This is a genomic window from Cohaesibacter marisflavi (assembly GCF_963665895.2).
Classification (GTDB): Bacteria; Pseudomonadota; Alphaproteobacteria; order Rhizobiales; family Cohaesibacteraceae; genus Cohaesibacter; species Cohaesibacter marisflavi.
In genome coordinates this window covers 3736334-3761248 of sequence record NZ_OY762534.1, presented here as the reverse complement: position 1 = coordinate 3761248, position 24915 = coordinate 3736334, and the positions used below count along the sequence as shown (strand labels likewise).

The following is a 24915-nucleotide window of genomic DNA, read 5'->3' as shown; positions in this document are numbered from 1 at the left end:
TTTTGACAGGTGAAAGCAGCTTACTGGGTAGGCTGGTCCTGCTGCTGCTGTGCAGCCATTTCCATCATGCGCTGACGGTAAAGCTGAGCAAAATCGATTGGATCCACGTTCAGCGGTGGGAAACCACCACGTGCAGTCGCATCAGAAATGATCTGACGTGCAAACGGGAACAGCATGCGTGGGCATTCGATCATGATGAACGGATGTAGCTGATCCTGCGGAACGTTGGAAATGGAGAAGATACCGGCATAAAGCAGCTCGACGTTGAACATGGTTGTTTCGTCGCTGGTCGCGGTGGCGTTCAATGTCAGCTCGGCTTCGAATTCAGTTTCCGACAGTGGCGTTGCATTGACGTTGATCTGAACGTTAATCTCAGGCGCTTTCTCGCGAGGACGCAGAGAATCTGGAGCGTTTGGATTTTCGAAGGACATATCCTTGATATATTGGGCTAGAATTCTCAGGCCTGGCAGTTTGAGTTCACCGCCTTCAGCTGCGCCATTTTCTTGTGCGTCGCTCATAAAACTGTTTCCTAATTTATTGGTTGAACAAATTTGGATCCCAAATGGATCGCCTGAACACCCAGCGCCAGAATTAATGTCGAGATCAGGCTTTGATCACCTGATCGCCTCCCATAGCTTACCCAGGCGCTTCAGCAGGGTCCGAAATGATAATCCTCTTGTCTAAGAACCGCTGTAGCATGATGAACCGGTTGAAACAAGGTAAAGGCCAGATTAGCCAATCCATTTACCAGCTTTGCCCAAAATATGTGAAGCAATTTCATGAGATCGTCATTTATTCGGGCGCGCAACAGCCAGTGACCCTAGTTTTTATTCCAGGGTGAGTTGCCGTCTTTTTTGCTTTCAATGGCATCGCGGTCTTTTACTTCCCCGAACTGATCCTCATCCAGATCAATGATGTCATCATTATCCGGGCGAGTATTGTTTTCTCTGTTCGGCGCGTCATAACTTTGGTAGCTATAGCTTTCATAATAGGTGGAGCCGTTACCGAAGGACTGCCCCTGCATGCTAGCGATCGTGACGCGGGATTTGAAAAAGTGGAATATACCATCGCGGATGCCGGGAACCAGAAGCAAGAAGCCGATGGTGTCTGTTACAAAGCCCGGTGTAAGCAATAACAGGCCTGCTGCCAGCAACATGACCCCGTGGGCCATTTCCTTGCCGGGAATCTTGCCCTGATTCATCTGCTGCTGGGCCTGTCCGACCAGAGCAAAGCCTTGATGCCGCAATAGAATGGTGCCAATCACCGCGGTGAGCAAAATGCCAAGCAGGGTGTTGAGAACGCCAATTTGTCCACCCACAATGATGAACACGCCAATTTCCAAGATCGGCACTGCCAGCAGCAGAAAGGGAAGGAATGGAAAGAGCGATTTGTGCGTCACTTAAGCGTTCTCCTCAAAAGTCTGTGTTTTTTATGCTCCTTTCGTTATCCATTATGGATTTGCAAGGAGCCCTCCCCTAAATATAGAAAGAAAAGTGAAAGTTTCAGTGCTTTTTTGCAAAAATCAACTTGGTCAAGGCGAGCTATATGTCCCAATTCCTCGGTTTCGATTTAACTTCAGTCGTTTTCCTCATTATCGCTGTCGTCTTGTTTTGGCGATTAAAGGATGTTTTAGGCACGAGAACAGGCAACGAAGCCGATCCTTTTGATCCTTTTTCAGACCATGAAAGCAGCGAAGAGAAAAAGGCACCGCATGCTGATGATGTCGGCGACAATGTAATTGCCTTGCCTGAGCGTGTGGACAACGAACGAGAATCCACTGAAGAGAAGAGCAAGCGGATCGAGAAGATTGCGCCTGAAGGCTCTTCGCTTAACGCGGCACTTTCCCAGCTGATGGCAATGGATCGCAATTTTGATCCAGATACCTTCCTCTCGGGTGCCCGTGCAGCTTATGAGATGATTGTCACAGCTTATGCACAAGGCGATCGGAAAACCCTCAAGCAGCTTTTGGCCGCCGATGTGTTTGCGGGTTTCTCCGCTGCTTTGGATGATCGAGAGGCCAACAAGCTGCGCGTTGATTTCACCTTTATCGGCATCAACAAGTCTTCCATCGTAGAAGCCGAAGTGGCTGGCAATGAAGCGCAGATCACAGTGCGGTTTGTCTCCTCCATCACCTCCTGCACCAAGGACGAGATTGGGCATGTGATTGAGGGGGATCCGAATGCAGTGGAAGATGTTACAGATATCTGGACCTTCAGCCGCGATGTCACCAGCCGCAACCCGAACTGGAAACTGATCGGTACCGAATCGGCCCAATAAATCCGGATTTTCTGGCAGTTGATACGGGAAGATCCAAAGGAGCAACGCGCAATGGCAGGGCCCGAAAACATCTCTTTTTCAGACCTTGCCGGATGGCGAGACCATGATCACAAGGCGGCTTTTGCCGCCTTTTGTCATGCTGTCCGTTATCTATTGAAAAGCCCGCCAACCTCAAGAGCTGGCAGCGCACGGGCCGAAGACCTTCTGGCTGTCTGCGAGCAGGCGCTCCTTTTTGCTGAAACCGTTGATCAGGCTCTAGACAACACACAAGCCCGCCGTTTTTTTGAAACACACTTTCATCCCGAGGCAATCGTTGGACCGGGTCTGTTGACCGGCTATTTCGAGCCGGTGTTTGAAGGGCGCCTTGAGCCGGATAAATGCTTCTGCTTTCCCCTGCATAAAAGACCCGATGATCTGGTGGCTCTTTCTGAGGATCAGGCCTTAAAAGCCGGGTTCACTGCAGAGACCAGTTTTGCGCGCAAAGGCGTTGATGGCTATCAGTTCCATCACAGTCGTGCCGAGGTCATGGCCGGAGCTCTTGATGACAAGCATCTGGAACTGGTTTGGCTGAAAGATCCCTTCGAAGCCTATATCATCCATATTCAGGGCTCGGCGACCATCGATCTGGGCGGTGGACGGCGCATGCGTATCGCTTTTGATGGCAAATCCGGCCATCCCTATCGCTCTTTGGGCAAGCTGTTGATCGAAAAGGGGGTCTTTACCGCTGAGACGATCACGATGGATGGATTGATCGATTATGTCAGGGCACGTGGTACCGATGGCCATCACTTTCTGGGTGAAAATCCATCCTACATCTATTTTAAAGCGATCAATGATGAAGCAGACGGAGCACAAGCCTTCGGCCCCCGTGCGGCAGCCAGAGTGCCTCTTGTGCCCATGCGTAGCATGGCGGTTGATCGGCATTTGCACACATTCGGATTGCCTTTTTGGCTGCAAACGACCTTGCCTGACGCGAGCGGAGAGGATAAACCCTTCAAGCAAATGGTATTTGCCCATGATACCGGGTCTGCAATCAAGGGCGCGGCCCGCGGCGATCTGTTTGTCGGCACCGGAACCGAAGCGGGCGCATGCGCCGGAAAGCTTCAGCAAGAGACAACCTTTATCTGCCTGATGCCTAACCGGCCAAAGTTGGCAGTTGATGAATGAGAGGAGGAATCAATGGCCCGTAAACCTCCCCTCAGTCGCAAGGATATCAAGCTCTGGCAGAAAGTTGCCAAAACGGTAGAGCCGCTTGAAGGCCGCTCTGCAGAGCTGAAGGCGCTGATCGAGACAATTGATACACAAAGCCTGATGGGCCCCGGCAATCAGCCTGATGCGACCCATCCGGTGCAGCGCAGGGCCAGTGATGCGGAATTGAATGCCCTCAAGGAAGCCGGTATACGCGGCAAGGCAACCTCGAAATCCAAAACGATTTTGCCTCTTGCGGGGATTGACCGGAAAGAAAAGAAGCGCATTGTGCGTGGCCAAATGGCCATTGATGCACGGTTAGATCTACATGGTATGACCCAGCGCGAAGCTCACACAGCTTTGTTCGGCTTCCTCAAGAGCGCTCATCAGCAGAATCACAAGCATGTGCTTGTCATCACCGGCAAGGGCAGCCGGGGCGAGAGGGAAACCTACGCCATTGGCCAGGAAAAAGGCGTGTTGCGACGGGTCGTTCCCAAATGGCTATCCGAACCCGATATCCGAAGCATTATCGTCGGGTTTGAAGAGGCCCATCCCTCTCTTGGCGGGGCGGGTGCCTTGCATATAAGATTGAGACGGCGTAACAAAATCCGCTAAATAGAGCCCCAAGTTTTTCTTATTCTGTCAGATACAAGGATCTGAACCATGACTCCCTTTGGTGCAAAATTGCGGCGTATGCGTAAAGAACGCAAGCTGACGCTTAAGGAAATGGCAGATCGGCTGGATGTTTCAAGCGCTTATTTGTCGGCTCTTGAGCATGGCAAAAGGGGCAAACCCACCTGGTTCCTCATCCAGCGCATCATCGCCTATTTCAACGTGATTTGGGATGAAGCCGAAGAATTGCAGCGGCTGGCAGAAATTTCGGATCCGAATCCAACCATCCGCACCGCCGGCCTTGATCCTCGCGCCACCGAGCTTGCCAACCTGCTGGCAGATCGTATCGACCAGATTTCAAAAGAAAGCCTCGAGGCGTTGATCCTGCAGGTCCGGTCTGCCTCATCGCGCGGGCGCGGCATGGGAACACCCGATTTCAGGGATCAAACCTGACCATAAGAAATAATTATGGTCTGGACGGCATCAAGAGACGACATGAAAAAGGGCATTCCGAGGTGCGGAATGCCCTTTTTATTGGGTGCTTCAATGAAGTGAGAAGCCAACTACAGGATATAGCGGCTGAGGTCGGTATTCTTGGCCAGTTCACCCACATTATTGCGTACGAAGTCGCCGGTGATTTCGATGGTATCGCCACCGCGATCCGGAGCTTCGAATGAGATGTCTTCGAGGATCTTTTCCATCACGGTCTGCAAGCGACGCGCCCCGATATTTTCCACGGTGCTGTTCAGCTCTACGGCAATATCGGCAATGGTGTCGATGGCATCATCACTAAAGGTAAGGGTCACTTCTTCGGTGGCCATCAATGCCGAATATTGCTTGGGCAAATTGGCTTCCGTGTCGATGAGAATGGCCTTGAAGTCTTCTCTTGTCAGCGCCCGCAGCTCAACCCGGATCGGCAAGCGGCCTTGAAGCTCCGGCAGCAAATCCGATGGTTTGGACACATGGAAGGCCCCTGAAGCGATGAAGAGGATATGATCGGTTTTCACCGGACCATATTTGGTGGTAACCGTCGTACCCTCGATCAGCGGCAGCAAATCGCGCTGCACGCCTTCACGGGAGACATCAGCGCCCCCCTTGCCTTCTCGTGCGCAGATCTTGTCGATCTCATCAAGAAAAACAATACCGCTATTTTCTACCAATGATACCGCTTCCGAAATGATTTTATCCTCATCCAGAAGCTTGTCGGATTCTTCAGTGATCAACAGCTCGTAGGAGTCTTTCACATGAATCTTGCGCTGCTTGGTGCGTCCGCCGAAGGCTTTGCCAAACATGTCGGACAGGTTCATCACACCCATAGAGCCTCCCGGCATGCCGGGAATCTCGAAGGAGGACATCGGCGAAGAGGTATCTTTCACCTCGATCTCGATTTCCTTTTCATCCAGCAGCCCATCGCGCAGCTTCTTGCGGAAACTGTCTCTCGTGGCAGAACCGGCGCCCGGACCAACCAGAGCATCCAGCACGCGCTCTTCAGCCGCACCGTGAGCCTTGGCCTGCACATCCTTGCGTCTCTTTTCCCGCGTCAGCGCAATACCGCTTTCAATGAGGTCACGCACGATCTGGTCCACGTCGCGGCCGACATAGCCAACCTCGGTGAACTTGGTCGCCTCGATCTTGATGAAAGGCGCATTAGCCAGCTTGGCCAGACGACGGGAAATTTCTGTCTTGCCGACACCGGTCGGCCCGATCATGAGGATATTTTTCGGCAGGACCTCTTCTCTGAGGTCGTCATCCAATTGTTGCCGCCGCCAGCGGTTCCGAAGTGCAATCGCCACGGCCCGCTTGGCGTCTTTCTGCCCTACGATGAAGCGATCCAGCTCGGAAACAATTTCGCGAGGGGAAAAATTGGTCATACTTGTATCTCCTGAAGGCTTCTGACTGATGTCAGATCCTGATGGTCTTGCCGAGGCTGGAATGGACATTAAGGGCAAAGGCCCTGATAGTCACACCAGCCCATGGGCAAGAGAGATGCCTTATTGGCTGGCATCCAGTATTTCGACGGTCAGATTGTCATTGGTGTAGATGCAGATTTCAGCCGCGATGGCCATTGCCTTGCGGGCGATTGCCTCGGCATCCATATCGGTATCCATAAGAGCCCGAGCAGCGGCGAGGGCATAGTTGCCGCCCGACCCGATGGCCGTAACCCCGTTTTCCGGCTCAAGAACATCACCGGTACCGGTGAGCACAAGGGAAACATCCTTGTCGGCCACGATCATCATGGCTTCCAGACGACGCAGATAACGGTCGGTGCGCCAATCCTTGGCCATGTCCACGCAGGCACGGGTCAATTGATCGGGATATTGTTCAAGCTTTCCTTCGAGGCGCTCGAACAGCGTGAAGGCATCTGCGGTGGCTCCTGCGAAGCCCGAAATCACATTGCCTTTGCCCAAAGGGCGTACCTTGCGCGCATTGCCCTTGATCACGGTCTGTCCAAGGCTCACCTGTCCGTCGCCTGCGACAACAACCTTGCCGCCCTTGCGAACGGTGAGGATGGTGGTTCCGCGCCAGCCGGGGAAAGCCGAATTGTTAGAAGACTGTTCTGTCATGAATGAATTAATCCATCATCTTGCCCGTTTGCTCCGGGCCGTGTGGGTAGGCGGATCAAGCTTGCTTGAGCCGCATGTGTCTAATCAGATGTAAGCATCACACTGCGATTTTCAATCTCGCTTTGATTGAAAGCCGAATGCAAGGCCTTTGCGTTCATTTGTGCCATTTAGGGCAGCTTTCGTTGGTATTCCGTCAACAAAGGGATTAAAACCACAAATATCGCCCCTTCTCAGTTGCATTTTGGACGCTACGCGCTATGGATTTGTCAACTGCGCCCTGATACATATCGATGGCCTTTACAAAACGGTGGCCTCTTCAATAACGCTGGAATGAACCAAACGAAGGAATGCCTTCATGCGCACAGCATCGATCACTCGTAAAACCAACGAAACCGACATCTCCCTTTCCATCAATCTGGATGGAACAGGCTCTTACAGCATTGATACAGGTGTCGGCTTTCTGGACCATATGATCGATCAATTGTCGCGCCATTCCCTGATTGATATGGAAATCAAGGCCAAAGGCGATCTGCATATTGACGTCCATCATACGGCAGAAGATATCGGCATCGCCCTCGGGCAGGCCTTCAAACAGGCGCTCGGTGACAAAAAGGGCATTGCACGCTATGCGGACGTTCATCTGCCGATGGATGAAGTGATGACCCGCGCTGCGGTGGATGTGTCTGGCCGCCCCTTCTTTGTCTGGGATGTGACCTTCACCCGAGACAAGGTGGGCGATTTCGACACTGAGCTGTTTGAAGAATTCTTTCATGCCTTTGCCCAGAATGCCGGTATTACGCTGCATATCGCCAATCTTTACGGCACCAACAATCATCATATTGCGGAAAGCTGCTTCAAGGCGGTTGCGCGGGTGTTGCGCATGGCAGTGGAAGTGGATCCACGTCAGGCCGATCGGGTTCCTTCAACCAAGGGAACATTGAATGGATAAATCCTGCGGGTCTGAGGTGATCTGTTCGGATATGTCCTGCAAGGCAGGCCCTCTCACATAGGCAAGGTTATGGCTTCCTATACGATCTATGAAAAACCGGGGTTTTCCCTCGATCAGACAGTGGAAAGCGCGGTTATTCTGAAGAACCATTACTCAGCGCTGGCTTTTTTCCTGCCCGTGCTGTGGATGCTGTTCAAGCGTTTATGGTGGGTTCTGCTTGGCTATTGCCTGTTCATGATTCCCCTCTGGTCGCTTTATGACACACTGCCCTTATGGTCCGAGATGCTGATCAGCCTGATTATCAGCGTATGGATCAGCGTTGAGGCACCCAATCTGATTGGCTGGCAGCTTGAGAGAAGGGGGTATCAGGAAGTCGTGACCCTTTATGCGGAAGACAAAGAGCATTGCGAGCAGCGCTATATTGCCTTCCGCCTTCAAGCCGCAGACAGCGCCGACAAAAAAGAGACCCCGACCTTTACGCAAGCATCGCGGTCGATGAATGACAAGGGATTGAAGCGTTTTGCAACGGCTGAACCGACCGGCAGGAAAGCAAATGGTCCGGTTCTTGGCCTGTTTCCGACGCCCAATTCTTCCCAGGAGACGAAATAATGCGCATAGCAATCATTGACTACGGCTCGGGCAATCTATGCTCGGCAGCCAAGGCATTTGAGCGAGCTGCCAGAGAGAGCGGCTTTCAGGCTGAGGTGCTGGTGACATCGCATCCCGAAGATGTGCGCACAGCGGGTCATATCGTGTTGCCTGGCGTTGGCGCCTATGCCGATTGTCGGGCGGGGCTTGATGCGGTTGATGGCATGGTCGAAGCGCTCAACGAAGCGGTGATCAAGGGGGGAAAGCCCTTCCTTGGCATTTGCGTGGGGTTGCAGCTCTTGGCCAGCCGCGGGCTGGAATATCAAATCACTGAAGGGTTGGGTTGGATTCCGGGCGATGTGGTGTCGCTGGAGCCTGCCGATCCGAGCCTCAAGATTCCGCATATGGGCTGGAACACCGTGGAACTGGTGAAAGACCATCCCGTCTGGGCGGGCATTCCCACCGGTCCTGATGGCTTGCATGCCTATTTCGTGCATTCCTATCACCTGAAGGCAGCCAATCCCGCGCATGTTCTGGCCACCGCCGATTATGCCGAAACGGTTACCGCCTGCGTTGGGCGCGACAATATCATCGGAACCCAGTTCCACCCGGAAAAGAGCCAGAAACTCGGCCTTTCCCTGATTTCCAACTTCCTCAAATGGAGGCCGTAAATGATCATTTTTCCCGCTATCGATCTGAAGGATGGTCAGTGCGTACGTCTCAAACTGGGCGATATGGATCAGGCCACGGTTTTCAACAATGATCCGGGCGATCAGGCACGCCAGTTTCAGGACCAAGGCTTTGAATGGCTTCATGTGGTGGATCTGAACGGCGCCTTTGCTGGCAAGTCGGAAAACACCGCAGCCGTTGACAGCATCCTCAAAAATACCACCAACCCGGTACAGTTGGGGGGCGGCATTCGCGACTTGAAGGGTATCGAGCATTGGCTTGAAAAAGGCATCACAAGGGTGATTCTGGGTACCGTTGCCGTGCGTGACCCGCAGTTGGTCAAAGAGGCCTGCAAGGCATTTCCGGGGCGTATCGCCGTGGGGATTGATGCCAAGGGTGGCAAGGTTGCTGTTGAAGGCTGGGCCGAAACCTCCGAGCTGACCACGGTTGATCTGGCCAAACAGTTCGAGGATGCTGGTGTTGCCGCCATTATCTATACCGATATTGATCGCGATGGCATCCTGAAAGGGCTCAACATCCCATCGACGCTGGAATTGGCCAATGCAACCTCCATCCCGGTTATCGCATCGGGCGGTCTGGCATCCATCGAAGATGTTAAACGCCTGTTGCAGCCTGATTGCGCCATTCTGGAAGGCGCGATCACAGGCCGCGCCCTGTATGATGGACGCCTTGATCCGAACGAGGCCCTTGGCCTTATTGCCGCTGCCAAAGCCGCTGGAGAGAAAGAATGCTGAAAGCCCGTGTCATCCCCTGCCTTGATGTCAAGGACGGCCGTGTCGTCAAGGGCGTCAATTTCGTTGATCTGAAGGATGCAGGCGATCCGGTGGAAAGCGCCAAGGCCTATGATGCTGCCGGTGCTGATGAGCTTTGCTTCCTCGATATCACCGCCAGTCACGAAAATCGCGGCACCATTCTTGATGTGGTCCGCCGCACTGCCGAAGAATGCTTCATGCCGGTGACCGTCGGTGGCGGCATCCGCACGACGGACAATATCCGTGATCTGTTAAAGGCAGGTGCGGACAAGGTGTCAATCAACACCGCTGCGGTGCTGCGTCGTGAATTCATCAAGGAAGCCTCGGAGAAATTCGGGGCCCAGTGCATTGTGGCCTCCGTGGATGCCAAGCGCGTCTCCAAGGAAGGTGAGCCCCTTAAATGGGAGATCTTCACCCATGGTGGCCGTACGCCAACCGGTATCGATGCCATTGAATATGCGCAAGAAGTGGTTGATCTTGGGGCTGGCGAAATCCTGCTCACGTCTATGGATCGGGATGGTACCAAGATTGGTTTTGATATCGATCTGACCCGCAAGATTGCGGATATGCTGACAGTTCCGGTGATTGCGTCTGGCGGTGTCGGCACACTTGATCACCTGGTTGAAGGCGTGCGCGATGGCCATGCCACGGCTGTTCTAGCCGCCTCCATTTTCCATTTTGGCGAATATTCCATTCAGGAAGCCAAGGACTATATGGTCAAGGCAGGCATTCCCATGCGGATGGACCTCAACAAATAGGCCCGGCTATCAATCCGGGTCTGATGCCCGGAAACTAATAAAAAGGCTTACCTCCCCGAGAGGCGAGCTTTCCTTTGCAGGAAAGGGACATACCCCGTGACACAATTCTCGCTCACTGATCTTGAAGCCATCATCGACAAGCGCGCCGGATCGGAAGACAAGAAATCCTACACCCGCAAGCTGATCGGCAAGGGCGTTGGCAAATGCGCCCAGAAGATGGGTGAGGAAGCCGTGGAAGCCGTGATCGCCGCCGTTGAGGGAGACAAACAGGAACTGACCTCAGAGACAGCTGACCTGCTCTACCATCTCCTGGTGGTGCTGAAGATCTCCAATGTGCCACTTTCTGATGTTATGGATGAATTGGCGAGCCGCACCGGCCAAACGGGTCTTGAGGAGAAAGCATCGCGTCCCGCGGACTAAAGTCTACTGGAATGAGCCTTTTTGCGGGTTCGCAGATGCAAAAAAGCCTGTAGAGATTGAGCTTGATCAAGCCGTTGGCAAGATTCACTCGCTAGGGTGCGCGCGCTTGCCCCGCGCAGTTTTCCGGTATCGGAGCAAAACACCAGTGAGCGTGTGCAGGATCGGGCTAAAGGAGCGTGCAACTCGAAATCGACAGCCAGTCGATCAAAAAGGCTCCGAGGATTTACAATGAAGCAAACGGTAGACCGGCAACTGTCCCCATACAGGGTTTTTTCCAGCGACGAATGGGCGACATTGCGCGCCGATACGCCCCTTACCCTGACACGTTCCGACCTTGAGAAAATCAAGAGTCTGAATGATCCGATTTCCCTTCAGGAAGTCGAGGAAATCTACCTGCCGCTGTCCAGACTGCTTAGCTATTATGTTGAGTTTGCCAAGGGCCTGAACAACGCGACACAGCATTTCCTTGGGACCAATGAACCCAAGACCCCCTTTATCATCGGCATTGCCGGTTCGGTTTCGGTGGGCAAGTCGACCACAGCGCGTCTGCTTCAGACGCTGCTCAGCCGCTGGCCTGCAAGCCCGAAGGTGGATCTGGTAACGACTGACGGCTTTTTGCTGCCCAATGCAGTGCTGGAAGCCGAAGGCCTGATGCGTCGCAAGGGCTTTCCCGAAAGCTATGACCGCACGGCCCTGATCGAATTCCTGACCGACATCAAGGCGGGCAAACGCAATGTGCGCGCTCCGGTTTATTCCCATTTCTATTATGATGTGATGTCGACCGAGGCCCAGATCGTTGATCAACCCGACATCCTGATCCTTGAAGGGCTGAATGTGCTGCAGACCAGCATTCTGCCCACTGATGCCAAGGATGTGCCGTTTGTCTCCGACTTTTTCGATTTCTCGGTCTATATCGATGCGGATGAAGACATGTTGCACCAGTGGTATCTGGATCGCTTCATGCGCTTGCGCGAGACCGCCTTCCGGGATCCCGGTTCTTATTTCCACCGTTACTCCTTGATTGAGGAAGAAGACGCGCTCCAGATTGCCAAGGATCTGTGGCGCTCGATCAACCTGGTGAACTTGCGGGAAAATATCTTCCCTACCCGCCCTCGTGCCGATCTTGTATTGCGCAAGGAAGATGGTCACGCGATCACTACCGTCATGCTGAGAAAACTCTGAGCAGCAGGGTTCGGCTATGGATAAAAGAAAAGGCAGCCTGAAGAGCTGCCTTTTTTATGGAAATTTGGTCTTTTCAGTTGCTTAGAAAGCGGCGATTACAGCCCAAGGCTTTAAAGCAATCGCGCCTGATCAGCCGCCTGTTTCAGGTCATGTTCCGGCCTTGGGCCGACATGCTGAATGACTTCCGAAGCACAGAAATTCCCCAGCAAGGCACATTTCTCAAGACTCATTTCCTGAGACAGGCCATAAAGGAAGCCCGAGGCATATAGATCGCCGGCTCCTGTGGTATCCACCAGCTCGCGAATGGCACAGGCCGGTGCATGGTGGGTCTGATTGCCAGAAATGGCAACAGAGCCTTCAGATCCAAGCGTGACGGCCGACAGCGTGGTATCGCGGCGCAGCGCATTGAGCGCGGTTGCCCGGTCTGCCGTCTGATAAAGTGCCTTGGCTTCGGATTCATTGGCGAAAACAATATCAACCTGACCGGTCTGCATCAGCTCGAGGAATTCCTCACGGAAGCGGTCAACGCAGAAACTGTCTGACAGGGTTATGGAAACCTTTCGACCAGCTGCATGGGCAACCTTGGCTGCCTTCCTGAAGGCATTCTTGGCGTTTTCCTTATCCCACAAATAGCCTTCCATATAGAGGATGCCGGAGTCCTGGACGACTTGTTCGTCGATATCCTGCTCGGTCAGCTCGCTGCAAGCACCCAGATAGGTGTTCATGGTGCGCTCGCCATCGGGCGAAATGAGCACCATACAGCGTGCGGTGGGGTCGCCGCCTACCAGAGGCTTGGTATCAAAATGCGCACCCAGCGAGCGCATGTCATGGCCAAAGATTTCGCCGAGCTGATCATCGGCTACCTTGCCGAAATAGGCAGCCTTGCCACCCAAGCTGGTCAGCCCGAAAATCGTATTGCCTGCACTGCCGCCCGAAGACTCGATACCGGCACCCATTTTGGCATAGAGATATTCGGCGCGTTCGGTATCGATCAGATTCATGGAGCCTTTGTGCAGTTTTTCGGCGACCAGAAAGTCATCTTCAACGCGGGCAAGCACATCAACGATGGCGTTGCCGATCCCCAGAACATCAAAACGTGGTGCAGTCATCTCTTACTCCCGCCATAGTCTTTTCCGGTTACACAAGCGGGGTGCGGCCTGCTGGTGCCGACCGAAAAAGCTGGCGTATTCCTGATTGGTAAAAAGCTGGACGCAGTATAGGAAGACAAAGCGCCAAGGCAACCGGCAAATCGGCTGAATTCCCCTTGCACAAGCGCTTATGCCCGCCTATGTGAAGCAGGAAACTGCACAAAACCCTTTTAAAGAGAACCCAATCATGTTGTCTCCGGCCATTCTGGCACTCAATCAGCTTTTCTCCAAACCCTTCCGCTCGGTACTCTGGAAGATGTTGGGCATCACCCTTCTCTTGCTGCTTCTGGTCGGCATAGGCATGCAAGCGGGTCTGGAATATCTGTTGAGCATGGAATCTTTCCTGCCCGGTTGGGCGGAAACAGGCGCCAGCATTCTGGCGGGCCTTGGGCTGTTTTTCGGGCTTGGTTTTCTCATTATCCCCGTGTCGGCCATCGTCGCCGGGCTCTATCTTGATGAGGTCAGCTATATCGTCGAGAGCACTTACTATCCCCATGAAGCTCATGGTCGGGACTTGCCGATGATGGATGCCATCGTGCAGACGATCCGCTTCCTCGGGGTCGTGATTGGCGTCAACCTGTTGGTGCTGATCCTCATCCCGTTTCTCGGGCTCGGGGTGCCTCTATTCTTCGTTGCCAACGGCTATTTGCTGGGAAGGGAATATTTCGAGCAGGCAGCCCTGCGCTTTCGCTCTCGTGAGCAAGTCAAGGAGCTGCGCTCTCGTCACGGGGCCAAGATATTTCTGTCTGGCCTGCTGATTTCACTGTTTGTTGTGGTGCCCTTCCTCAACCTTCTGACACCTCTGTTTGCGACCGCTTTCATGGTGCATGTCCACAAATGGGTCTCTGGCTCGAAACCCTCACGCATTGAAAGCCCGGTTGTCTGAAACAGCCTGAATTGAAAAAGAATGGATGAAAAGAGAAAGCCGCCTTGTTAGAGAGGCGGCTTTTATATGCGCTGATGCAGGCTCTACGAACTGAATTCACCCGTTTTATCAGGTGTGCTTTGCTTATTTTCATAAGAATCCAGCTCCACAATGGGGGCGGGCACTGAATAGGTCTTTTCCTTGTAGCGGCAGAGATCGGCAACAATACATTTCTGGCAATCGGGCTTGCGCGCCTTGCAGACATAACGTCCGTGCAGGATGAGCCAGTGATGGGAATGACGCACATAGGGCTCAGGGATTACATGTTCGAGCGCCATTTCTACCTCTTCCACGGTCTTGCCCGGTGCCAGCTCCAGCCGGTTGGAAAGGCGGAAGATGTGGGTGTCGACGGCAATGGTCGGCTGGCCGAAAAAGATATTGAGCACGACATTAGCGGTCTTGCGACCAACGCCGGGAAGACGGACCAACGCATCCCGATCTGCGGGGACTTCGCCACCAAATTCATCAATCAGCTTCTGGCTGAGCAGAATGACATTCTTGGCCTTGTTGCGATAAAGTCCGATGGTCTTGATGTAGCTTTCCACGGCTTCCTGCCCCAGAGCCACCATCTTCTCGGGCGTGTCAGCCACAGCGAACAGCGGGCCTGTGGCCTTATTGACGCCTACGTCGGTGGCCTGGGCGGAGAGAACCACAGCCACCAGCAGTGTATAGGCACTGGAATAATCCAATTCACCGCGCGGATTGGGCCGTTGCTTTGAAAAGCGGGCAAACAGCTCCTCGATATCCTCTTTGGGCATCTTGCTCCATTTGCGCCGACGCACGGGCTTTTTTGCTTTCGCGCTTGCTGCTCGGGTTGTTTTTGGCTTGCCTTTGGAAGCGGCGGTTTCTTTCTCGCTCACAATGGTCCCCTTCATGCTCAATTCCGGCAGTCACTTCCCTGCCCTTGCGTCTTCTTCTGTCTTTATCCGATTCTTCAAGTCAGCTGACAAGAGACAAGTGCAAAGCAAGTTTCGGGTGGTTGAAACCGCCTGCACCGAGTAGCATCCTTGGGAATGCGATTTCGGGATGACATCATGACGCCAAAACAAAAACCGCTGATACATCTGCCACTGGACGGGGATTGCCCCATCGTGACCGATGCCCAGACGAGCAAGGAAGACAAGCAGGAAGCCTTGCGGGATTATGACACCATCCGTCGCTCGATCGAGTATCTGACAGATCATTGGCGCGAACAGCCTAGCCTCGAACGTCTGTCTGATCATATCGGTCTGTCGCCCCATCACTTGCAGCGGCTTTTTACCCGCTGGACAGGAGGGCTTTCACCCAAGGGCTTCATTCAGGCTGTAACTTTGGATAATGCCAAGAAAATATTGGATCAGTCCGCTTCCGTAATGGAAGCCTCCTTCGAGGTCGGATTGTCCGGATCATCACGCCTGCATGATCTGTTTGTCACCCATGAAGCGATTACGCCGGGCGCCTATAAGGCCAAGGGTGAGGGGCTCACCATTCTGTTTGGCTTCCACCCAAGCCCCTTTGGCAAGGCTCTGGTGATGGTCACGGACCATGGTCTGGCAGGTCTTGCCTTTGCCGACAAGGGCGATGAGCAGGCCGCGCTTTCAGACATGTATAGCCGTTGGCCGCGGGCCAACTATCAGCAGGATGACGAGGCAACGCGCCCCTTTGCCGCCCATATCTTCACCCCTCACGCATGGCAACAGGAGCAGCCCCTGCGCATCACCCTGATTGGAACCGATTTCGAAGTGCGGGTCTGGGAGATGTTGCTCAAGATTCCCTTGGGTAACATGACGACCTATTCCACCATTGCACGCCATATGGGCAAGCCCAAGGCCGCCCGGGCAGTGGGCTCTGCGGTTGGTCGCAACCCCATTTCCTTTGTCGTGCCCTGCCATCGTGTGGTGGGCAAAGGGGGCTCCATTTGCGGCTATCACTGGGGCCTCACGCGCAAGCGGGCAATCCTTGGCTGGGAACAGGGCCATTTGGGCGGCAATGATATTTAGGCGCGAATGCCCCGCGCGATCAATATTCGCTGTTCAAAAAAAGGGTGGCCAAAGCCACCCTTTTCACTATTCAGCATAACGCTTCGATTAGCCAAGGATTTCCTTGGAAGCAATCGTGGTGTCAGCGTTGAATTTGTAGATGATAGGAACACCGGTGCCCAGGTTGACTTCGAGAATTTCTTCTCTGCTCAGGCGGTCCAGAACCATCACGATGGAGCGCAGGGAGTTACCATGTGCTGCACAAAGAACAGACTTGCCAGCCATGACCTGTGGCAGAATGTCGGTGATGAAGTAAGGCAGCGTACGGGCTGCGGTGTCTTTCAGGCTTTCGCCACCCGGAGGAGGAACGTCGTAAGAACGGCGCCAGATATGCACCTGCTCTTCGCCCCATTTCTTGCGAGCGTCGTCTTTGTTGAGGCCAGACAGATCGCCATAGTCGCGTTCGTTGAGGGCCAGATCGCGGTAGGTCGTCAGGTCAGACTGACCAACGCCATCAAGGATATGCTGGCAGGTTTTCTGGGCGCGCTGCAGGTCGGAAGTGAAAGCAACGTCGAATTTCATGCCCATATCGTTGAGCTTCTTGCCAGCAGCAATCGCTTCAGCGGTGCCCTGTTCGGTCAGGTCGGGGTCTTTCCAGCCGGTGAAAAGGTTTTTCAGATTCCAATCGCTCTGGCCATGACGTGCCAGCACTAGTGTCCGTTCCATCGGATTCACTCCTTAACTGCAAATTGAAGCGCTTTTCTGTTGGTCTGAGCCGCAGAACGATCAGTAAAGCGCTGTGTTACATTGGTTTGCAGCATTCCTCACAGGATTGTTGCGTGAGAATTGCTCTCTTTGCGGTTTAAATCTTCGCCATGTGGCGTGTCTGTTCAATTCAGTCCCAGAACATCCATCATGGAGTAATAGCCAACGGGTTTGTCTTTTGCCCAGGATGCCGCCTTCACGGCACCACGGGCAAAAATGGAGCGATCCTGGGCCTTATGCGTGAGCTCGATGCGCTCGCCTTCCCCTGCCAGGATCACACTATGCTCGCCAATCACCGAACCGCCCCGCAAGGTAGCAAACCCGATGCTACCCCGTTCCCGGGCACCGGTCATGCCTTCGCGAGACATTACGGCATTGGCGTGCAAATCGATGCCGCGCCCCTGCGCAGCAGCTTCACCAAGCAGAAGAGCCGTGCCGGAAGGCGCGTCAACCTTGTGCTTGTGATGCATTTCAAGAATTTCAATGTCGAAATCAGCGTCAAGCGCCTTGGTGGCCTGCTCGATCAGTTTTGAGAGCAGATTGACCCCGAGGCTCATATTGCCAGAGCGAACCATGGTGGCACCGCTTTCAGCGATACCCTTCAGCTCGGCTTCTTCTTCCGGTGTGAAACCGGTGGTGCCGATAATATGGATCTTGCTCTTGGCAGCCGTAATACGGGCAAAAGCGAGGCTCGCCTGTGGTGCGGTGAAATCAATAACCCCGTCCGCTGTGTCCAGCGCTGCGTCCAGATCGCTGGTTACCGGAATATCAAGAGGCTGAAGGCCTGCCAATGTGCCAGCGTCCATGCCGATGCATTCGGCGCCTTCCCGTTCCACGGCTCCTGCAACGCATACTCCCTGCTGTTCGGAAATAGCCGTAATGAGCGCACGGCCCATCCGTCCCTGTGCACCTACTACAACAAGCCGTAAGTCGGTCATAACGCAGTCCTTTGCGATTGCAAGAAAAACACGTTTGTTCTACGCATAAGGGAGCATCAAGGCAAGAACTGATTTTCAAACAGGCGGCGGAATTTGGGCTAGGTTTGGGCAAAAATCCTCCGCTTATGACGGACTCTATGCGGCAGGATGGAACCCTGTTTGTTCCTTTAAAAAGAGGACCAAGCCATTCACTCGGTGAGAGATGTGGCTGTACTCTTTCAAAGAATCCGCTGTCAAATCCCTGAAGGTCTAAAGATGGGACCCAAGCTCACTGTCACGCCAAATCAATATGCATGATGCAGCGCGTCTCAGCATTGGCGCCCGCGTCAATTTCCTTTTGCAGGATGGTCTTGAGTTCGGAATTTGCCCTTGCAGTGGGGAGAATGGAAAATCCAGCCGAGCGATAGAAAGGGCCATTCCAGCTGATGTCCGAGTAGGTCGTAAGCGTGACACACGGAAAGCCCTTCTCGCGCGCATAAGTCAACACATGCTTGATAAGCGCGCGCCCTACTCCCCGGCCCTGATCCCTTTTATGGACAGACAGCTCATACAGATGCAGCCCCTCGCCTAACGGAGCCGCAACGGCAAATCCGGCTTTGACCATGCGTGTCTGATCTTGGTTCGCCTCGTTGTTTGTCTCTATCTCAGCAACAAAAACGGGATGCTTGTTGGCAAAATGCGTCTCATAGGTCTGAGCGGAAAGTGGCGGTGCGAGCGCCAACTCCGAATAGGGTGTCTTGTGAAAAAGAGAGGCTGCAGCCACTTCAATGGCCTGAAGCTCCGGTATGTCTGCCGCCAGAGCATACCGGATGGCTGGGAGCTTTCTACACATGTCCTATCGTATCAAGCGCGGTCAGAAAGCGCCGCCTCGATGTCAGCGACGATGCTGAGCGCCATGTCCTTGCGCTTTTCTGCTGCCAGAATCGGCCGTCCGACCACCAGATAGTCTGCACCGGCTGCAATGGCCTTTTTCGGGGTCATGACGCGTTTCTGATCGCCGACATCAGTACCAGCAGGGCGAATGCCCGGCGTGACGATAGCTATGTCCGGCCCGACGATGGCGCGCATGGCATCGGCTTCCTGAGCAGAGCAGACAATGCCATCCATACCGGCGGCGCGGGCATCGGCGGCCCTTTTCGCAACCAGCTCGCCAGCCTTGAAGCGATAGCCCGCTTCTTCAAGATCTGCGTCATCCATGGATGTAAGCACCGTAACGCCCAGCAGGTTGAGCCCGCTTTCGCCCCTGCCGGCCACTGCGGCCCGCATGGCCTTGGGATAGGCGTGAATGGTCAGGAACTTAGCGCCGAGCGTTGAAATGGACACAACACCCTTCTCGATGGTGTTGTCGATATCCAATAGCTTGAGATCCATGAAGACATCTTTGCCCTCGCTGATCAATTCGCGCGCAAGATCAAATCCACCCGCATATCCAAGCTGATAGCCGATCTTGTAGAAAGAAACGCTGTCACCAAGATCCGCAATGATGGTGCGTGCATCTTCAACGCTGGGGACATCAAGCGGGACAATGAGGCGGTCACGAGGAGAAAGAGACATCGGCGGCTGTTCCTTTTGGTTGCTCGGGCTAAGTCAAATTGGCAAAGGCTTATCACTTCACCTCGCAAGGGTCCAGCTTGTCATGCGGTCTTTTTGCGCGCGCCTTTGTACTCAAACCCATTCCAGCGGTTTCTTGCGTTGAGCCATGTAAACCAGATTGCGCGCGCAGGCGCTCAGGAACATGGCATTCCTGTCATCCTTCAGATTGCCCTTGTCGTCAAAAGCCTCATGAGCAGCGCTGATACTGATCTGTTCGGGAATGGTCAATGCGCCCAAAGCCGTCAGAATATCGCGTAGATGGGCCAGAGAGCGCATGCCCCCCATCTTCCCCGGCGACGCAGCACCGATAGCATAAACAGGTTTGGTGAAAGGATCCTGCTCTTTTGCAGGCACGCGTGAGAGCCAGTCCAGCGTATTCTTCATCAAAGGCGGCACAGAGCCATTATGCTCCGGGCTGGCCAGAAAAACGCCATCATGTGAAGCAATCAGCTTGGCCAGCTTGATTGCATTTTCCGGCAAGCCTTTTTCTGCTTCGTCTTCGACATCAAAAAGGGGAAGAGGATAGTCGACAAGAGAAAGATAGGTGACATCCATTTCCATCAGGCTGAGTTCCTTGGCCATGGCCCCTGCGAGGGTCTGGTTGAAGCTGCCCGAACGGGTTGAACCGGCAAAGCAAAGAAGTCGTATTTGCTGCATGATAGAGCCTCTTGGTCATAGCAATCGCGTTATTTCAAATGTCACTTTTCCATGTAAGGCTGATTGGACGATTTTTGCAATCGCTCTTCTCAAGAGCCTCAATTCATGCAAGGTATTTTGTTCATGTGCGTTACGGAAGCGATAAGGAGCCATCATGTTACCCACCTATGAAACGGAGCGCCTCTTATTGCGTGAACGCACGCTGGACGATCTGGATGCCTGCGTCGCCATGGATCTGGACCCCGAGGTCGTCAAATATATCCGCCCGACACCACCAGAACCGGAACACCGGATCTTCATGCGGGAGAGCATTTCTCGTGACTATGGGGACGGTTTGGGTTTCTGGAGCATTTTTGAAAAGGCAGGGGAAGGGGTCGAGGGAGCGTTTATCGGCTGGGTTCTGCTTGTGCCTTTGGCCGGAGAAGGCCCCGAGGTGGAAATCGGCTACCGCTTTGTGCAGCGGGCCTGGGGCAAGGGCTATGCAACAGAAGCGGCCATAGTCATCCGGGAATATGCTTTTCAAAAGCTCGGTCTTGATGCGATTTGCGGTGTGACCGATCCTGATAATGCGGCCAGTCAGCATGTGTTGCAGAAAATCGGTCTAAGCCGCAAGGGCGATCGATTCGCCTATGGCGAAGTCCTTTCCTTCTTTCTTCTCACAAGAGAAAACTGGATAGCAGGAAGCGCGGAGCGCGAGACGCACGGCCAAGTCTAGTTGACAGGGCGTCGATAAACCCAGACCCGGGCGGGCGGCAGATTACCCAGAATCCAGCTGCTTGTCTCAACGGTGAAATCCCCTTCCCTTTCGGGCACCGGAGGCACCAGAGCATAGGAAAACTGAATGAAGGGGGCTCCCGGTTTCAGGGCATCAAGGCAAAGGGAAATCAAACGTTTGCGCATGGCTTTGGGCTTGGTGAAGAGCGGTAGGCTGGACACCACTGCCGAAAGCGGCGCATCTATATTCCGTTGCCGGATGGCAGCAAAATCATAGGCATCGCCTTCAATCACATTTACGCCTGCAAAGCGATCCCGCAACATGGAAACAAATTGGCTGGAATATTCAACAGCCAGAATATTGGCGGGTTCAACACCATGTTCAAGCACGGCATTGGTTACCACGCCGGTGCCCGGCCCCAACTCCAACACCAGCCCGGTTTGATCCAGTGGAATATAGGACGCCATCTTGCGTGCAAGCGCGGGACTGGACGGGGCAACTGCGCCAATTTTAAGCGGATCGTCAAACCATCGCCTCAAAAAACGGATCTCGTCCGGAATATGGGCCTTCAGTGCGTGGTTTCGCAGTTGCTTGAGCATGGGATCCCCGAAAACAAAGCTTCCAAATCATTTCCCCTTTAAAAGCTCGGTACAAGCTTTGCGTGGGGTGATGGTTCGTGCCAATAAAATCACGTCTATTATGCATGTAAGAGCAATTTGTGTCAGGCAAAAGGCCTTAACCAAATATGCTAATGATAATAGTGCAGTATCGGCGATGAATAAGGGAAAAGCCAGATACAAAAAAGGAGACACCCTCAAAAAGGGTATCTCCTCAAGCTTTGACAAGATCTGCTGAAGCTACTCGCTGATGCGCTCGATGAAGTCCTTCACCTTTGCGAAAAAGCCTGTGCTGTCAGGATGATTGTCGTCATTTGTAAGGGAATCAAATTCCTGAATCAGTTCCCGTTGACGCTTGGTCAGCTTGCGTGGTGTTTCCACCTCGACCTGAATATACATGTCGCCATATTGCTGGCTGCGCAGCACCGGCATGCCTTTGCCGCGCAGGCGGAATTGCTTGCCGCTCTGCGTGCCTTCAGGCACCCTCACCCGGGTTTTGCCGCCATCAACGGTTGGAACTTCAAACTGACCGCCCAGAATGGCCGTTGTCATAGAAATAGGCACGCGGCAGAAAATGTCCGCTCCATCTCGCTGGAACAGGTCATGCGGTTTCTGCGTAAGAAATATATATAGATCGCCCGGAGGGCCGCCACGAACACCGGCCTCCCCTTCGCCCGACAGGCGAATACGGGTGCCATCTTCGATACCGGCTGGAATATTGACGGACAGATTGCGATTTTCCGTGGTTCGGCCTACGCCGCCGCAGCTATCACAGGGATCATCGATGATTTCACCACGCCCATGACAGGTGGGACAGGTGCGTTCGACCGTGAAAAAGCCCTGTGTTGCCCGCACTTTGCCCATGCCGGCACAGGTGGGGCATGGCTTGGGAGAGGTGCCCGGCTTGGCGCCGCTACCCGAACAGGATGTACAGGTAACCGAGGTTGGCACTTCGATCTCTGCGGTCTTGCCATGGAAAGCCTCTTCAAGGGTGATTTCCATATTGTAGCGGAGATCGGCTCCGCGCTCGCGACCACGAGATCGCCTGCCGCCGCCCATCATGTCTCCGAAAATATCTTCGAAGATATCGGACATCGAGGATCCGAAATCGGATCCGAACCCTTGACCCATACCGCCCTGTTCAAAGGCTGCATGTCCATAGCGATCATAAGCGGCGCGCTTTTCGGGATCCTTCAGGATCTCGTAGGCTTCATTCACTTCCTTGAAACGGGATTCGGCATCAGGGTCGTCTGGATTGCGGTCAGGGTGAAACTGCATCGCTTTCTTGCGGAAAGCGCTTTTCAATTCTTTGTCGCCAGCCCCGCGGGAGACCCCGAGCGTTTCATAAAAATCGGCTTTAGACATATTTGCTCATCCACCTTTACCAAAAAGTCGACGCCAGTGAGGCGCCGACTTCATTTGGTTCTATTTGTTCATGAAGTCCGCTCAGGATTTTTTGGAATCGTCGTCTTGAACTTCTTCGAAGTCTGCGTCGACAATATCGTCATCCTTTGCCGCATCGGCAGCAGCGTCAGCTGCAGCGCGTGCTTCTTCATCAGACTGTTGTGCCGAATACATTGCTTCACCCAGTTTCATGGATGCTTGCGTCATGGCTTCGGTCTTGGCCTTGATGGCTTCCAGATCATCGCCTTCAAGGGCCGTTTTCAGCTCTGCAATAGCGGCTTCAATAGCAGATTTGTCTGCTTCGGAAACCTTGTCGCCAAAGTCGGCGAGAGATTTCTCACCGGAGTGAACAAGGGCTTCACCCTGGTTCTTGGCTTCAACCAGTTCCTTACGGATCTTATCGGCTTCGGCGTTGGCTTCAGCATCCTTGACCATCTGTTCGATGTCTGCATCAGACAGGCCACCAGAAGCGCGGATAGAAATTTTCTGTTCCTTGCCGGTGCCCTTATCAAGAGCGGACACATTCACGATGCCGTTGGCGTCGATGTCGAAGGTCACTTCAATCTGCGGAACACCGCGTGGTGCCGGTGGGATACCAACCAGATCGAACTGGCCAAGCGCCTTGTTGTCGGCAGCCATCTCACGTTCGCCCTGGAAGACACGGATCGTTACGGCGTTCTGATTGTCGTCAGCCGTAGAGAAGACCTGGCTCTTCTTGGTTGGGATCGTGGTGTTGCGGTCGATGAGGCGTGTGAACACACCGCCCAGGGTTTCGATACCGAGGGACAGCGGGGTCACGTCGAGCAGCAGCACGTCTTTGACGTCGCCCTGTAGCACGCCTGCCTGAATGGCAGCACCCATGGCAACCACTTCATCCGGGTTCACACCCTTGTGTGGCTCTTTGCCGAAGAACTGTTTAACGGCAGCCTGAACCTTCGGCATACGGGTCATACCACCAACCAGAACGACTTCGTCGATCTCGGAAGCGGAAAGACCGGCGTCTTTCAGTGCAGATTCACAAGGCTTGATGGTGCGTTTGATCAGATCGTCAACCAGCGCTTCAAACTTCGCACGGGTCAGCTTCAGGGCCAGATGTTTCGGGCCAGAAGCGTCTGCCGTGATGTAAGGCAGGTTGATTTCGGTCTGGGTCGAGGAAGAAAGCTCGATCTTGGCTTTTTCGGCAGCTTCCTTGAGGCGCTGCAGAGCCAGATTGTCTTTCTTGAGGTCGATGCCGCTTTCTTTCTTGAACTCTTCAACCAGATAGTCGACCAGACGCATGTCGAAGTCTTCACCACCAAGGAAGGTATCACCGTTGGTGGATTTCACTTCAAACACGCCATCGCCGATTTCAAGAACGGACACGTCGAAGGTACCACCACCAAGGTCATAAACCGCGATGGTCTTGCCGTCATTCTTGTCCAGGCCATAGGCCAGAGCAGCAGCAGTCGGCTCGTTGATGATACGCAGGACTTCCATACCGGCGATCTTGCCAGCGTCCTTGGTAGCCTGACGCTGGGCGTCGTTAAAGTAGGCAGGAACCGTGATGACCGCCTGAGTTACAGGCTCACCGAGATAATCTTCTGCGGTTTCCTTCATTTTCTGAAGGATCATGGCGGATACCTGTGAAGGAGAGTATTTTTCACCCTCGACTTCTACCCATGCATCACCATTGTCGCCTTTGATAATCTTGAACGGAACCAGATCCTTGTCTTTGCCAACAGCCGGATCTTCATAGCGACGGCCAATGAGACGCTTGACCGCGAACAGGGTGTTCATCGGGTTGGTCACAGCCTGACGCTTGGCCGGCTGACCAGCAAGGCGCTCGCCATCGTCGGTGAAGGCGATCATGGAAGGTGTGGTACGTGCACCTTCTGCGTTTTCGATGACTTTCGGTTCTTTGCCATCCATAATGGATACGCACGAGTTTGTGGTACCCAAGTCAATACCAATGACTTTGCTCATTCTCTCTTCTCCTTTCGGCAGGCCGGTCAAACCCTTTAAAAGCGGTTATAAGCGCCGATAATTCGGCCCAGCCCCCATGAAGATGCGCATTTGATGCGCGGGTTGGGTTTTACATTCATGGCACATATAGGAGCCGTTTACGCGGACTGCAAGGCGCAAATCCAGCATCTTTGAATGCATTTGCGACGTTTTTTGAAATTGGCACCCCTCATATAAGAGTAAGGCGAGAAAATAAAGAGGGTCAGGCAGGTTA

28 protein-coding genes are annotated in these 24915 nt (G+C 53.7%); 14 read left to right on the top strand and 14 right to left on the bottom strand.

Features of this window, described 5'->3' with window-relative positions:
• Nucleotides 1-20: 20 nt before the first annotated feature.
• Both secB and ACKPCT_RS17835 read right to left on the bottom strand, forming a co-directional pair.
• Nucleotides 21-518: a protein-export chaperone SecB gene (gene secB / locus ACKPCT_RS17840; RefSeq protein WP_090072337.1), complete on the bottom strand. Its 498-nt coding sequence runs from the start codon at nt 516-518 to the stop codon at nt 21-23.
• A 302-nt stretch (nt 519-820) separates the two neighbouring features.
• Nucleotides 821-1399, bottom strand: coding sequence for an FxsA family protein (locus ACKPCT_RS17835; protein WP_319567553.1), 579 nt, complete (start codon nt 1397-1399; stop codon nt 821-823).
• Nucleotides 1400-1545: 146 nt separating this feature from the next.
• On the opposite strand from ACKPCT_RS17835, the gene ACKPCT_RS17830 reads away from it, so the two are divergent.
• Genes ACKPCT_RS17830 through ACKPCT_RS17815 form a run of 4 tightly spaced genes read left to right on the top strand, consistent with a single transcriptional unit; the run spans nt 1546 to nt 4530 of the window.
• Nucleotides 1546-2277 carry a Tim44/TimA family putative adaptor protein gene (locus tag ACKPCT_RS17830; protein WP_319567552.1) on the top strand — a complete coding sequence of 244 codons (732 nt, stop codon included), beginning with the start codon at nt 1546-1548 and terminating at the stop codon, nt 2275-2277.
• Nucleotides 2278-2328: 51 nt separating this feature from the next.
• Nucleotides 2329-3444 (top strand): murein transglycosylase A, encoded by a 1116-nt coding sequence (gene mltA / locus ACKPCT_RS17825; RefSeq protein ID WP_319567551.1) that lies wholly within the window; start codon nt 2329-2331, stop codon nt 3442-3444.
• Nucleotides 3445-3456: 12 nt separating this feature from the next.
• Nucleotides 3457-4080, top strand: coding sequence for a Smr/MutS family protein (locus tag ACKPCT_RS17820; RefSeq protein ID WP_319567550.1), 624 nt, complete (start codon nt 3457-3459; stop codon nt 4078-4080).
• 48 nt (nt 4081-4128) lie between these two features.
• Nucleotides 4129-4530, top strand: a complete 402-nt coding sequence (locus ACKPCT_RS17815) for a helix-turn-helix domain-containing protein (RefSeq protein ID WP_090072346.1) — start codon at nt 4129-4131, stop codon at nt 4528-4530.
• A 110-nt stretch (nt 4531-4640) separates the two neighbouring features.
• Here the strand turns inward: ACKPCT_RS17815 and hslU are convergent, their stop codons facing one another.
• Entirely contained in the window at nt 4641-5948 is a 1308-nt protein-coding gene (hslU, locus tag ACKPCT_RS17810; RefSeq protein WP_090072347.1) for an ATP-dependent protease ATPase subunit HslU, read from the bottom strand.
• A gap of 120 nt (nt 5949-6068) precedes the next feature.
• A complete protein-coding gene (hslV, locus tag ACKPCT_RS17805; protein ID WP_090072349.1) occupies nt 6069-6641 on the bottom strand; it encodes an ATP-dependent protease subunit HslV in 573 nt (190 codons plus the stop codon).
• Nucleotides 6642-6996: 355 nt separating this feature from the next.
• Here hslV and hisB point away from each other — a divergent pair, with 355 nt between their 5' ends.
• The 7 genes from hisB to coaA all read left to right on the top strand — a co-directional run bounded on the left by hisB (nt 6997) and on the right by coaA (nt 11980).
• Nucleotides 6997-7590: an imidazoleglycerol-phosphate dehydratase HisB gene (gene hisB, locus ACKPCT_RS17800; protein WP_319567549.1), complete on the top strand. Its 594-nt coding sequence runs from the start codon at nt 6997-6999 to the stop codon at nt 7588-7590.
• Nucleotides 7591-7659: 69 nt separating this feature from the next.
• Complete coding sequence (locus ACKPCT_RS17795) at nt 7660-8199, top strand: DUF2628 domain-containing protein (protein ID WP_319567548.1); 540 nt, start codon at nt 7660-7662, stop codon at nt 8197-8199.
• A complete protein-coding gene (hisH, locus tag ACKPCT_RS17790) occupies nt 8199-8849 on the top strand; it encodes an imidazole glycerol phosphate synthase subunit HisH (protein WP_090072354.1) in 651 nt (216 codons plus the stop codon). Before ACKPCT_RS17795 ends, hisH begins: the two co-directional genes overlap by 1 nt.
• A complete protein-coding gene (hisA, locus tag ACKPCT_RS17785; protein ID WP_090072356.1) occupies nt 8850-9602 on the top strand; it encodes a 1-(5-phosphoribosyl)-5-[(5-phosphoribosylamino)methylideneamino]imidazole-4-carboxamide isomerase in 753 nt (250 codons plus the stop codon).
• Nucleotides 9596-10378, top strand: a complete 783-nt coding sequence (hisF, locus tag ACKPCT_RS17780; protein WP_090072358.1) for an imidazole glycerol phosphate synthase subunit HisF — start codon at nt 9596-9598, stop codon at nt 10376-10378. The genes hisA and hisF overlap by 7 nt, the downstream gene beginning before the upstream one ends.
• A gap of 96 nt (nt 10379-10474) precedes the next feature.
• Nucleotides 10475-10798 carry a phosphoribosyl-ATP diphosphatase gene (locus ACKPCT_RS17775; protein ID WP_090072360.1) on the top strand — a complete coding sequence of 108 codons (324 nt, stop codon included), beginning with the start codon at nt 10475-10477 and terminating at the stop codon, nt 10796-10798.
• A 228-nt stretch (nt 10799-11026) separates the two neighbouring features.
• On the top strand, nt 11027-11980 hold the full coding sequence (gene coaA, locus ACKPCT_RS17770; RefSeq protein WP_090072362.1) for a type I pantothenate kinase: 954 nt from the start codon (nt 11027-11029) through the stop codon (nt 11978-11980).
• A 110-nt stretch (nt 11981-12090) separates the two neighbouring features.
• On the opposite strand, the gene ACKPCT_RS17765 is transcribed toward coaA, so the two are convergent.
• On the bottom strand, nt 12091-13089 hold the full coding sequence (locus ACKPCT_RS17765; protein ID WP_319567547.1) for an adenosine kinase: 999 nt from the start codon (nt 13087-13089) through the stop codon (nt 12091-12093).
• Between the two features lie 226 nt (nt 13090-13315).
• Here ACKPCT_RS17765 and ACKPCT_RS17760 point away from each other — a divergent pair, with 226 nt between their 5' ends.
• Nucleotides 13316-14014 (top strand): sulfate transporter family protein, encoded by a 699-nt coding sequence (locus ACKPCT_RS17760; protein ID WP_090072682.1) that lies wholly within the window; start codon nt 13316-13318, stop codon nt 14012-14014.
• A gap of 83 nt (nt 14015-14097) precedes the next feature.
• On the opposite strand, the gene nth is transcribed toward ACKPCT_RS17760, so the two are convergent.
• Entirely contained in the window at nt 14098-14928 is an 831-nt protein-coding gene (gene nth / locus ACKPCT_RS17755; protein WP_407652427.1) for an endonuclease III, read from the bottom strand.
• 159 nt (nt 14929-15087) lie between these two features.
• On the opposite strand from nth, the gene ACKPCT_RS17750 reads away from it, so the two are divergent.
• The gene (locus ACKPCT_RS17750; RefSeq protein ID WP_319567546.1) at nt 15088-16032 is read left to right on the top strand and encodes a bifunctional helix-turn-helix domain-containing protein/methylated-DNA--[protein]-cysteine S-methyltransferase; all 945 of its coding nucleotides are present in this window, start codon (nt 15088-15090) and stop codon (nt 16030-16032) included.
• A gap of 87 nt (nt 16033-16119) precedes the next feature.
• Here the strand turns inward: ACKPCT_RS17750 and ACKPCT_RS17745 are convergent, their stop codons facing one another.
• The 5 genes from ACKPCT_RS17745 to ACKPCT_RS17725 all read right to left on the bottom strand — a co-directional run bounded on the left by ACKPCT_RS17745 (nt 16120) and on the right by ACKPCT_RS17725 (nt 19964).
• Nucleotides 16120-16737, bottom strand: coding sequence for a 2,3-bisphosphoglycerate-dependent phosphoglycerate mutase (locus ACKPCT_RS17745; protein WP_090072367.1), 618 nt, complete (start codon nt 16735-16737; stop codon nt 16120-16122).
• Between the two features lie 164 nt (nt 16738-16901).
• The gene (gene dapB, locus ACKPCT_RS17740) at nt 16902-17714 is read right to left on the bottom strand and encodes a 4-hydroxy-tetrahydrodipicolinate reductase (RefSeq protein ID WP_319567545.1); all 813 of its coding nucleotides are present in this window, start codon (nt 17712-17714) and stop codon (nt 16902-16904) included.
• 274 nt (nt 17715-17988) lie between these two features.
• Nucleotides 17989-18546 carry a GNAT family N-acetyltransferase gene (locus ACKPCT_RS17735; RefSeq protein WP_319567544.1) on the bottom strand — a complete coding sequence of 186 codons (558 nt, stop codon included), beginning with the start codon at nt 18544-18546 and terminating at the stop codon, nt 17989-17991.
• A gap of 11 nt (nt 18547-18557) precedes the next feature.
• On the bottom strand, nt 18558-19268 hold the full coding sequence (gene pyrF / locus ACKPCT_RS17730) for an orotidine-5'-phosphate decarboxylase (protein WP_319567543.1): 711 nt from the start codon (nt 19266-19268) through the stop codon (nt 18558-18560).
• A 111-nt stretch (nt 19269-19379) separates the two neighbouring features.
• Nucleotides 19380-19964, bottom strand: a complete 585-nt coding sequence (locus ACKPCT_RS17725) for an NADPH-dependent FMN reductase (protein ID WP_319567542.1) — start codon at nt 19962-19964, stop codon at nt 19380-19382.
• A 154-nt stretch (nt 19965-20118) separates the two neighbouring features.
• Here ACKPCT_RS17725 and ACKPCT_RS17720 point away from each other — a divergent pair, with 154 nt between their 5' ends.
• The gene (locus tag ACKPCT_RS17720; RefSeq protein ID WP_319567541.1) at nt 20119-20679 is read left to right on the top strand and encodes a GNAT family N-acetyltransferase; all 561 of its coding nucleotides are present in this window, start codon (nt 20119-20121) and stop codon (nt 20677-20679) included.
• Here ACKPCT_RS17720 and ACKPCT_RS17715 read toward each other — a convergent pair.
• The 3 genes from ACKPCT_RS17715 to dnaK all read right to left on the bottom strand — a co-directional run bounded on the left by ACKPCT_RS17715 (nt 20676) and on the right by dnaK (nt 24662).
• Nucleotides 20676-21278: a class I SAM-dependent methyltransferase gene (locus ACKPCT_RS17715; protein ID WP_090072376.1), complete on the bottom strand. Its 603-nt coding sequence runs from the start codon at nt 21276-21278 to the stop codon at nt 20676-20678. The genes ACKPCT_RS17720 and ACKPCT_RS17715 overlap by 4 nt on opposite strands.
• 258 nt (nt 21279-21536) lie before the next feature.
• Nucleotides 21537-22661 carry a molecular chaperone DnaJ gene (gene dnaJ / locus ACKPCT_RS17710; RefSeq protein WP_090072379.1) on the bottom strand — a complete coding sequence of 375 codons (1125 nt, stop codon included), beginning with the start codon at nt 22659-22661 and terminating at the stop codon, nt 21537-21539.
• An 81-nt stretch (nt 22662-22742) separates the two neighbouring features.
• Nucleotides 22743-24662 (bottom strand): molecular chaperone DnaK, encoded by a 1920-nt coding sequence (gene dnaK, locus ACKPCT_RS17705; protein ID WP_090072381.1) that lies wholly within the window; start codon nt 24660-24662, stop codon nt 22743-22745.
• Nucleotides 24663-24915 lie beyond the last annotated feature (253 nt).

Coding starts and splice junctions, on each gene's coding strand:
- ACKPCT_RS17735 (WP_319567544.1), bottom strand. CDS start 18,546: ATGTGTAGAAAGCTCCCAGCCATCCGGTATGCTCTGGCGGCAGACATA.
- dapB (WP_319567545.1), bottom strand. CDS start 17,714: ATGACCGACTTACGGCTTGTTGTAGTAGGTGCACAGGGACGGATGGGC.
- ACKPCT_RS17765 (WP_319567547.1), bottom strand. CDS start 13,089: ATGACTGCACCACGTTTTGATGTTCTGGGGATCGGCAACGCCATCGTT.
- hisH (WP_090072354.1), top strand. CDS start 8,199: ATGCGCATAGCAATCATTGACTACGGCTCGGGCAATCTATGCTCGGCA.
- ACKPCT_RS17760 (WP_090072682.1), top strand. CDS start 13,316: ATGTTGTCTCCGGCCATTCTGGCACTCAATCAGCTTTTCTCCAAACCC.
- pyrF (WP_319567543.1), bottom strand. CDS start 19,268: ATGTCTCTTTCTCCTCGTGACCGCCTCATTGTCCCGCTTGATGTCCCC.
- ACKPCT_RS17750 (WP_319567546.1), top strand. CDS start 15,088: ATGACGCCAAAACAAAAACCGCTGATACATCTGCCACTGGACGGGGAT.
- ACKPCT_RS17725 (WP_319567542.1), bottom strand. CDS start 19,964: ATGCAGCAAATACGACTTCTTTGCTTTGCCGGTTCAACCCGTTCGGGC.
- ACKPCT_RS17815 (WP_090072346.1), top strand. CDS start 4,129: ATGACTCCCTTTGGTGCAAAATTGCGGCGTATGCGTAAAGAACGCAAG.
- hisF (WP_090072358.1), top strand. CDS start 9,596: ATGCTGAAAGCCCGTGTCATCCCCTGCCTTGATGTCAAGGACGGCCGT.
- secB (WP_090072337.1), bottom strand. CDS start 518: ATGAGCGACGCACAAGAAAATGGCGCAGCTGAAGGCGGTGAACTCAAA.
- dnaJ (WP_090072379.1), bottom strand. CDS start 22,661: ATGTCTAAAGCCGATTTTTATGAAACGCTCGGGGTCTCCCGCGGGGCT.
- ACKPCT_RS17715 (WP_090072376.1), bottom strand. CDS start 21,278: ATGCTCAAGCAACTGCGAAACCACGCACTGAAGGCCCATATTCCGGAC.
- mltA (WP_319567551.1), top strand. CDS start 2,329: ATGGCAGGGCCCGAAAACATCTCTTTTTCAGACCTTGCCGGATGGCGA.
- hslU (WP_090072347.1), bottom strand. CDS start 5,948: ATGACCAATTTTTCCCCTCGCGAAATTGTTTCCGAGCTGGATCGCTTC.
- hslV (WP_090072349.1), bottom strand. CDS start 6,641: ATGACAGAACAGTCTTCTAACAATTCGGCTTTCCCCGGCTGGCGCGGA.
- dnaK (WP_090072381.1), bottom strand. CDS start 24,662: ATGAGCAAAGTCATTGGTATTGACTTGGGTACCACAAACTCGTGCGTA.
- ACKPCT_RS17720 (WP_319567541.1), top strand. CDS start 20,119: ATGTTACCCACCTATGAAACGGAGCGCCTCTTATTGCGTGAACGCACG.
- coaA (WP_090072362.1), top strand. CDS start 11,027: ATGAAGCAAACGGTAGACCGGCAACTGTCCCCATACAGGGTTTTTTCC.
- hisB (WP_319567549.1), top strand. CDS start 6,997: ATGCGCACAGCATCGATCACTCGTAAAACCAACGAAACCGACATCTCC.
- ACKPCT_RS17745 (WP_090072367.1), bottom strand. CDS start 16,737: ATGGAACGGACACTAGTGCTGGCACGTCATGGCCAGAGCGATTGGAAT.
- nth (WP_407652427.1), bottom strand. CDS start 14,928: ATGAAGGGGACCATTGTGAGCGAGAAAGAAACCGCCGCTTCCAAAGGC.
- ACKPCT_RS17795 (WP_319567548.1), top strand. CDS start 7,660: ATGGCTTCCTATACGATCTATGAAAAACCGGGGTTTTCCCTCGATCAG.
- ACKPCT_RS17830 (WP_319567552.1), top strand. CDS start 1,546: ATGTCCCAATTCCTCGGTTTCGATTTAACTTCAGTCGTTTTCCTCATT.
- ACKPCT_RS17820 (WP_319567550.1), top strand. CDS start 3,457: ATGGCCCGTAAACCTCCCCTCAGTCGCAAGGATATCAAGCTCTGGCAG.
- hisA (WP_090072356.1), top strand. CDS start 8,850: ATGATCATTTTTCCCGCTATCGATCTGAAGGATGGTCAGTGCGTACGT.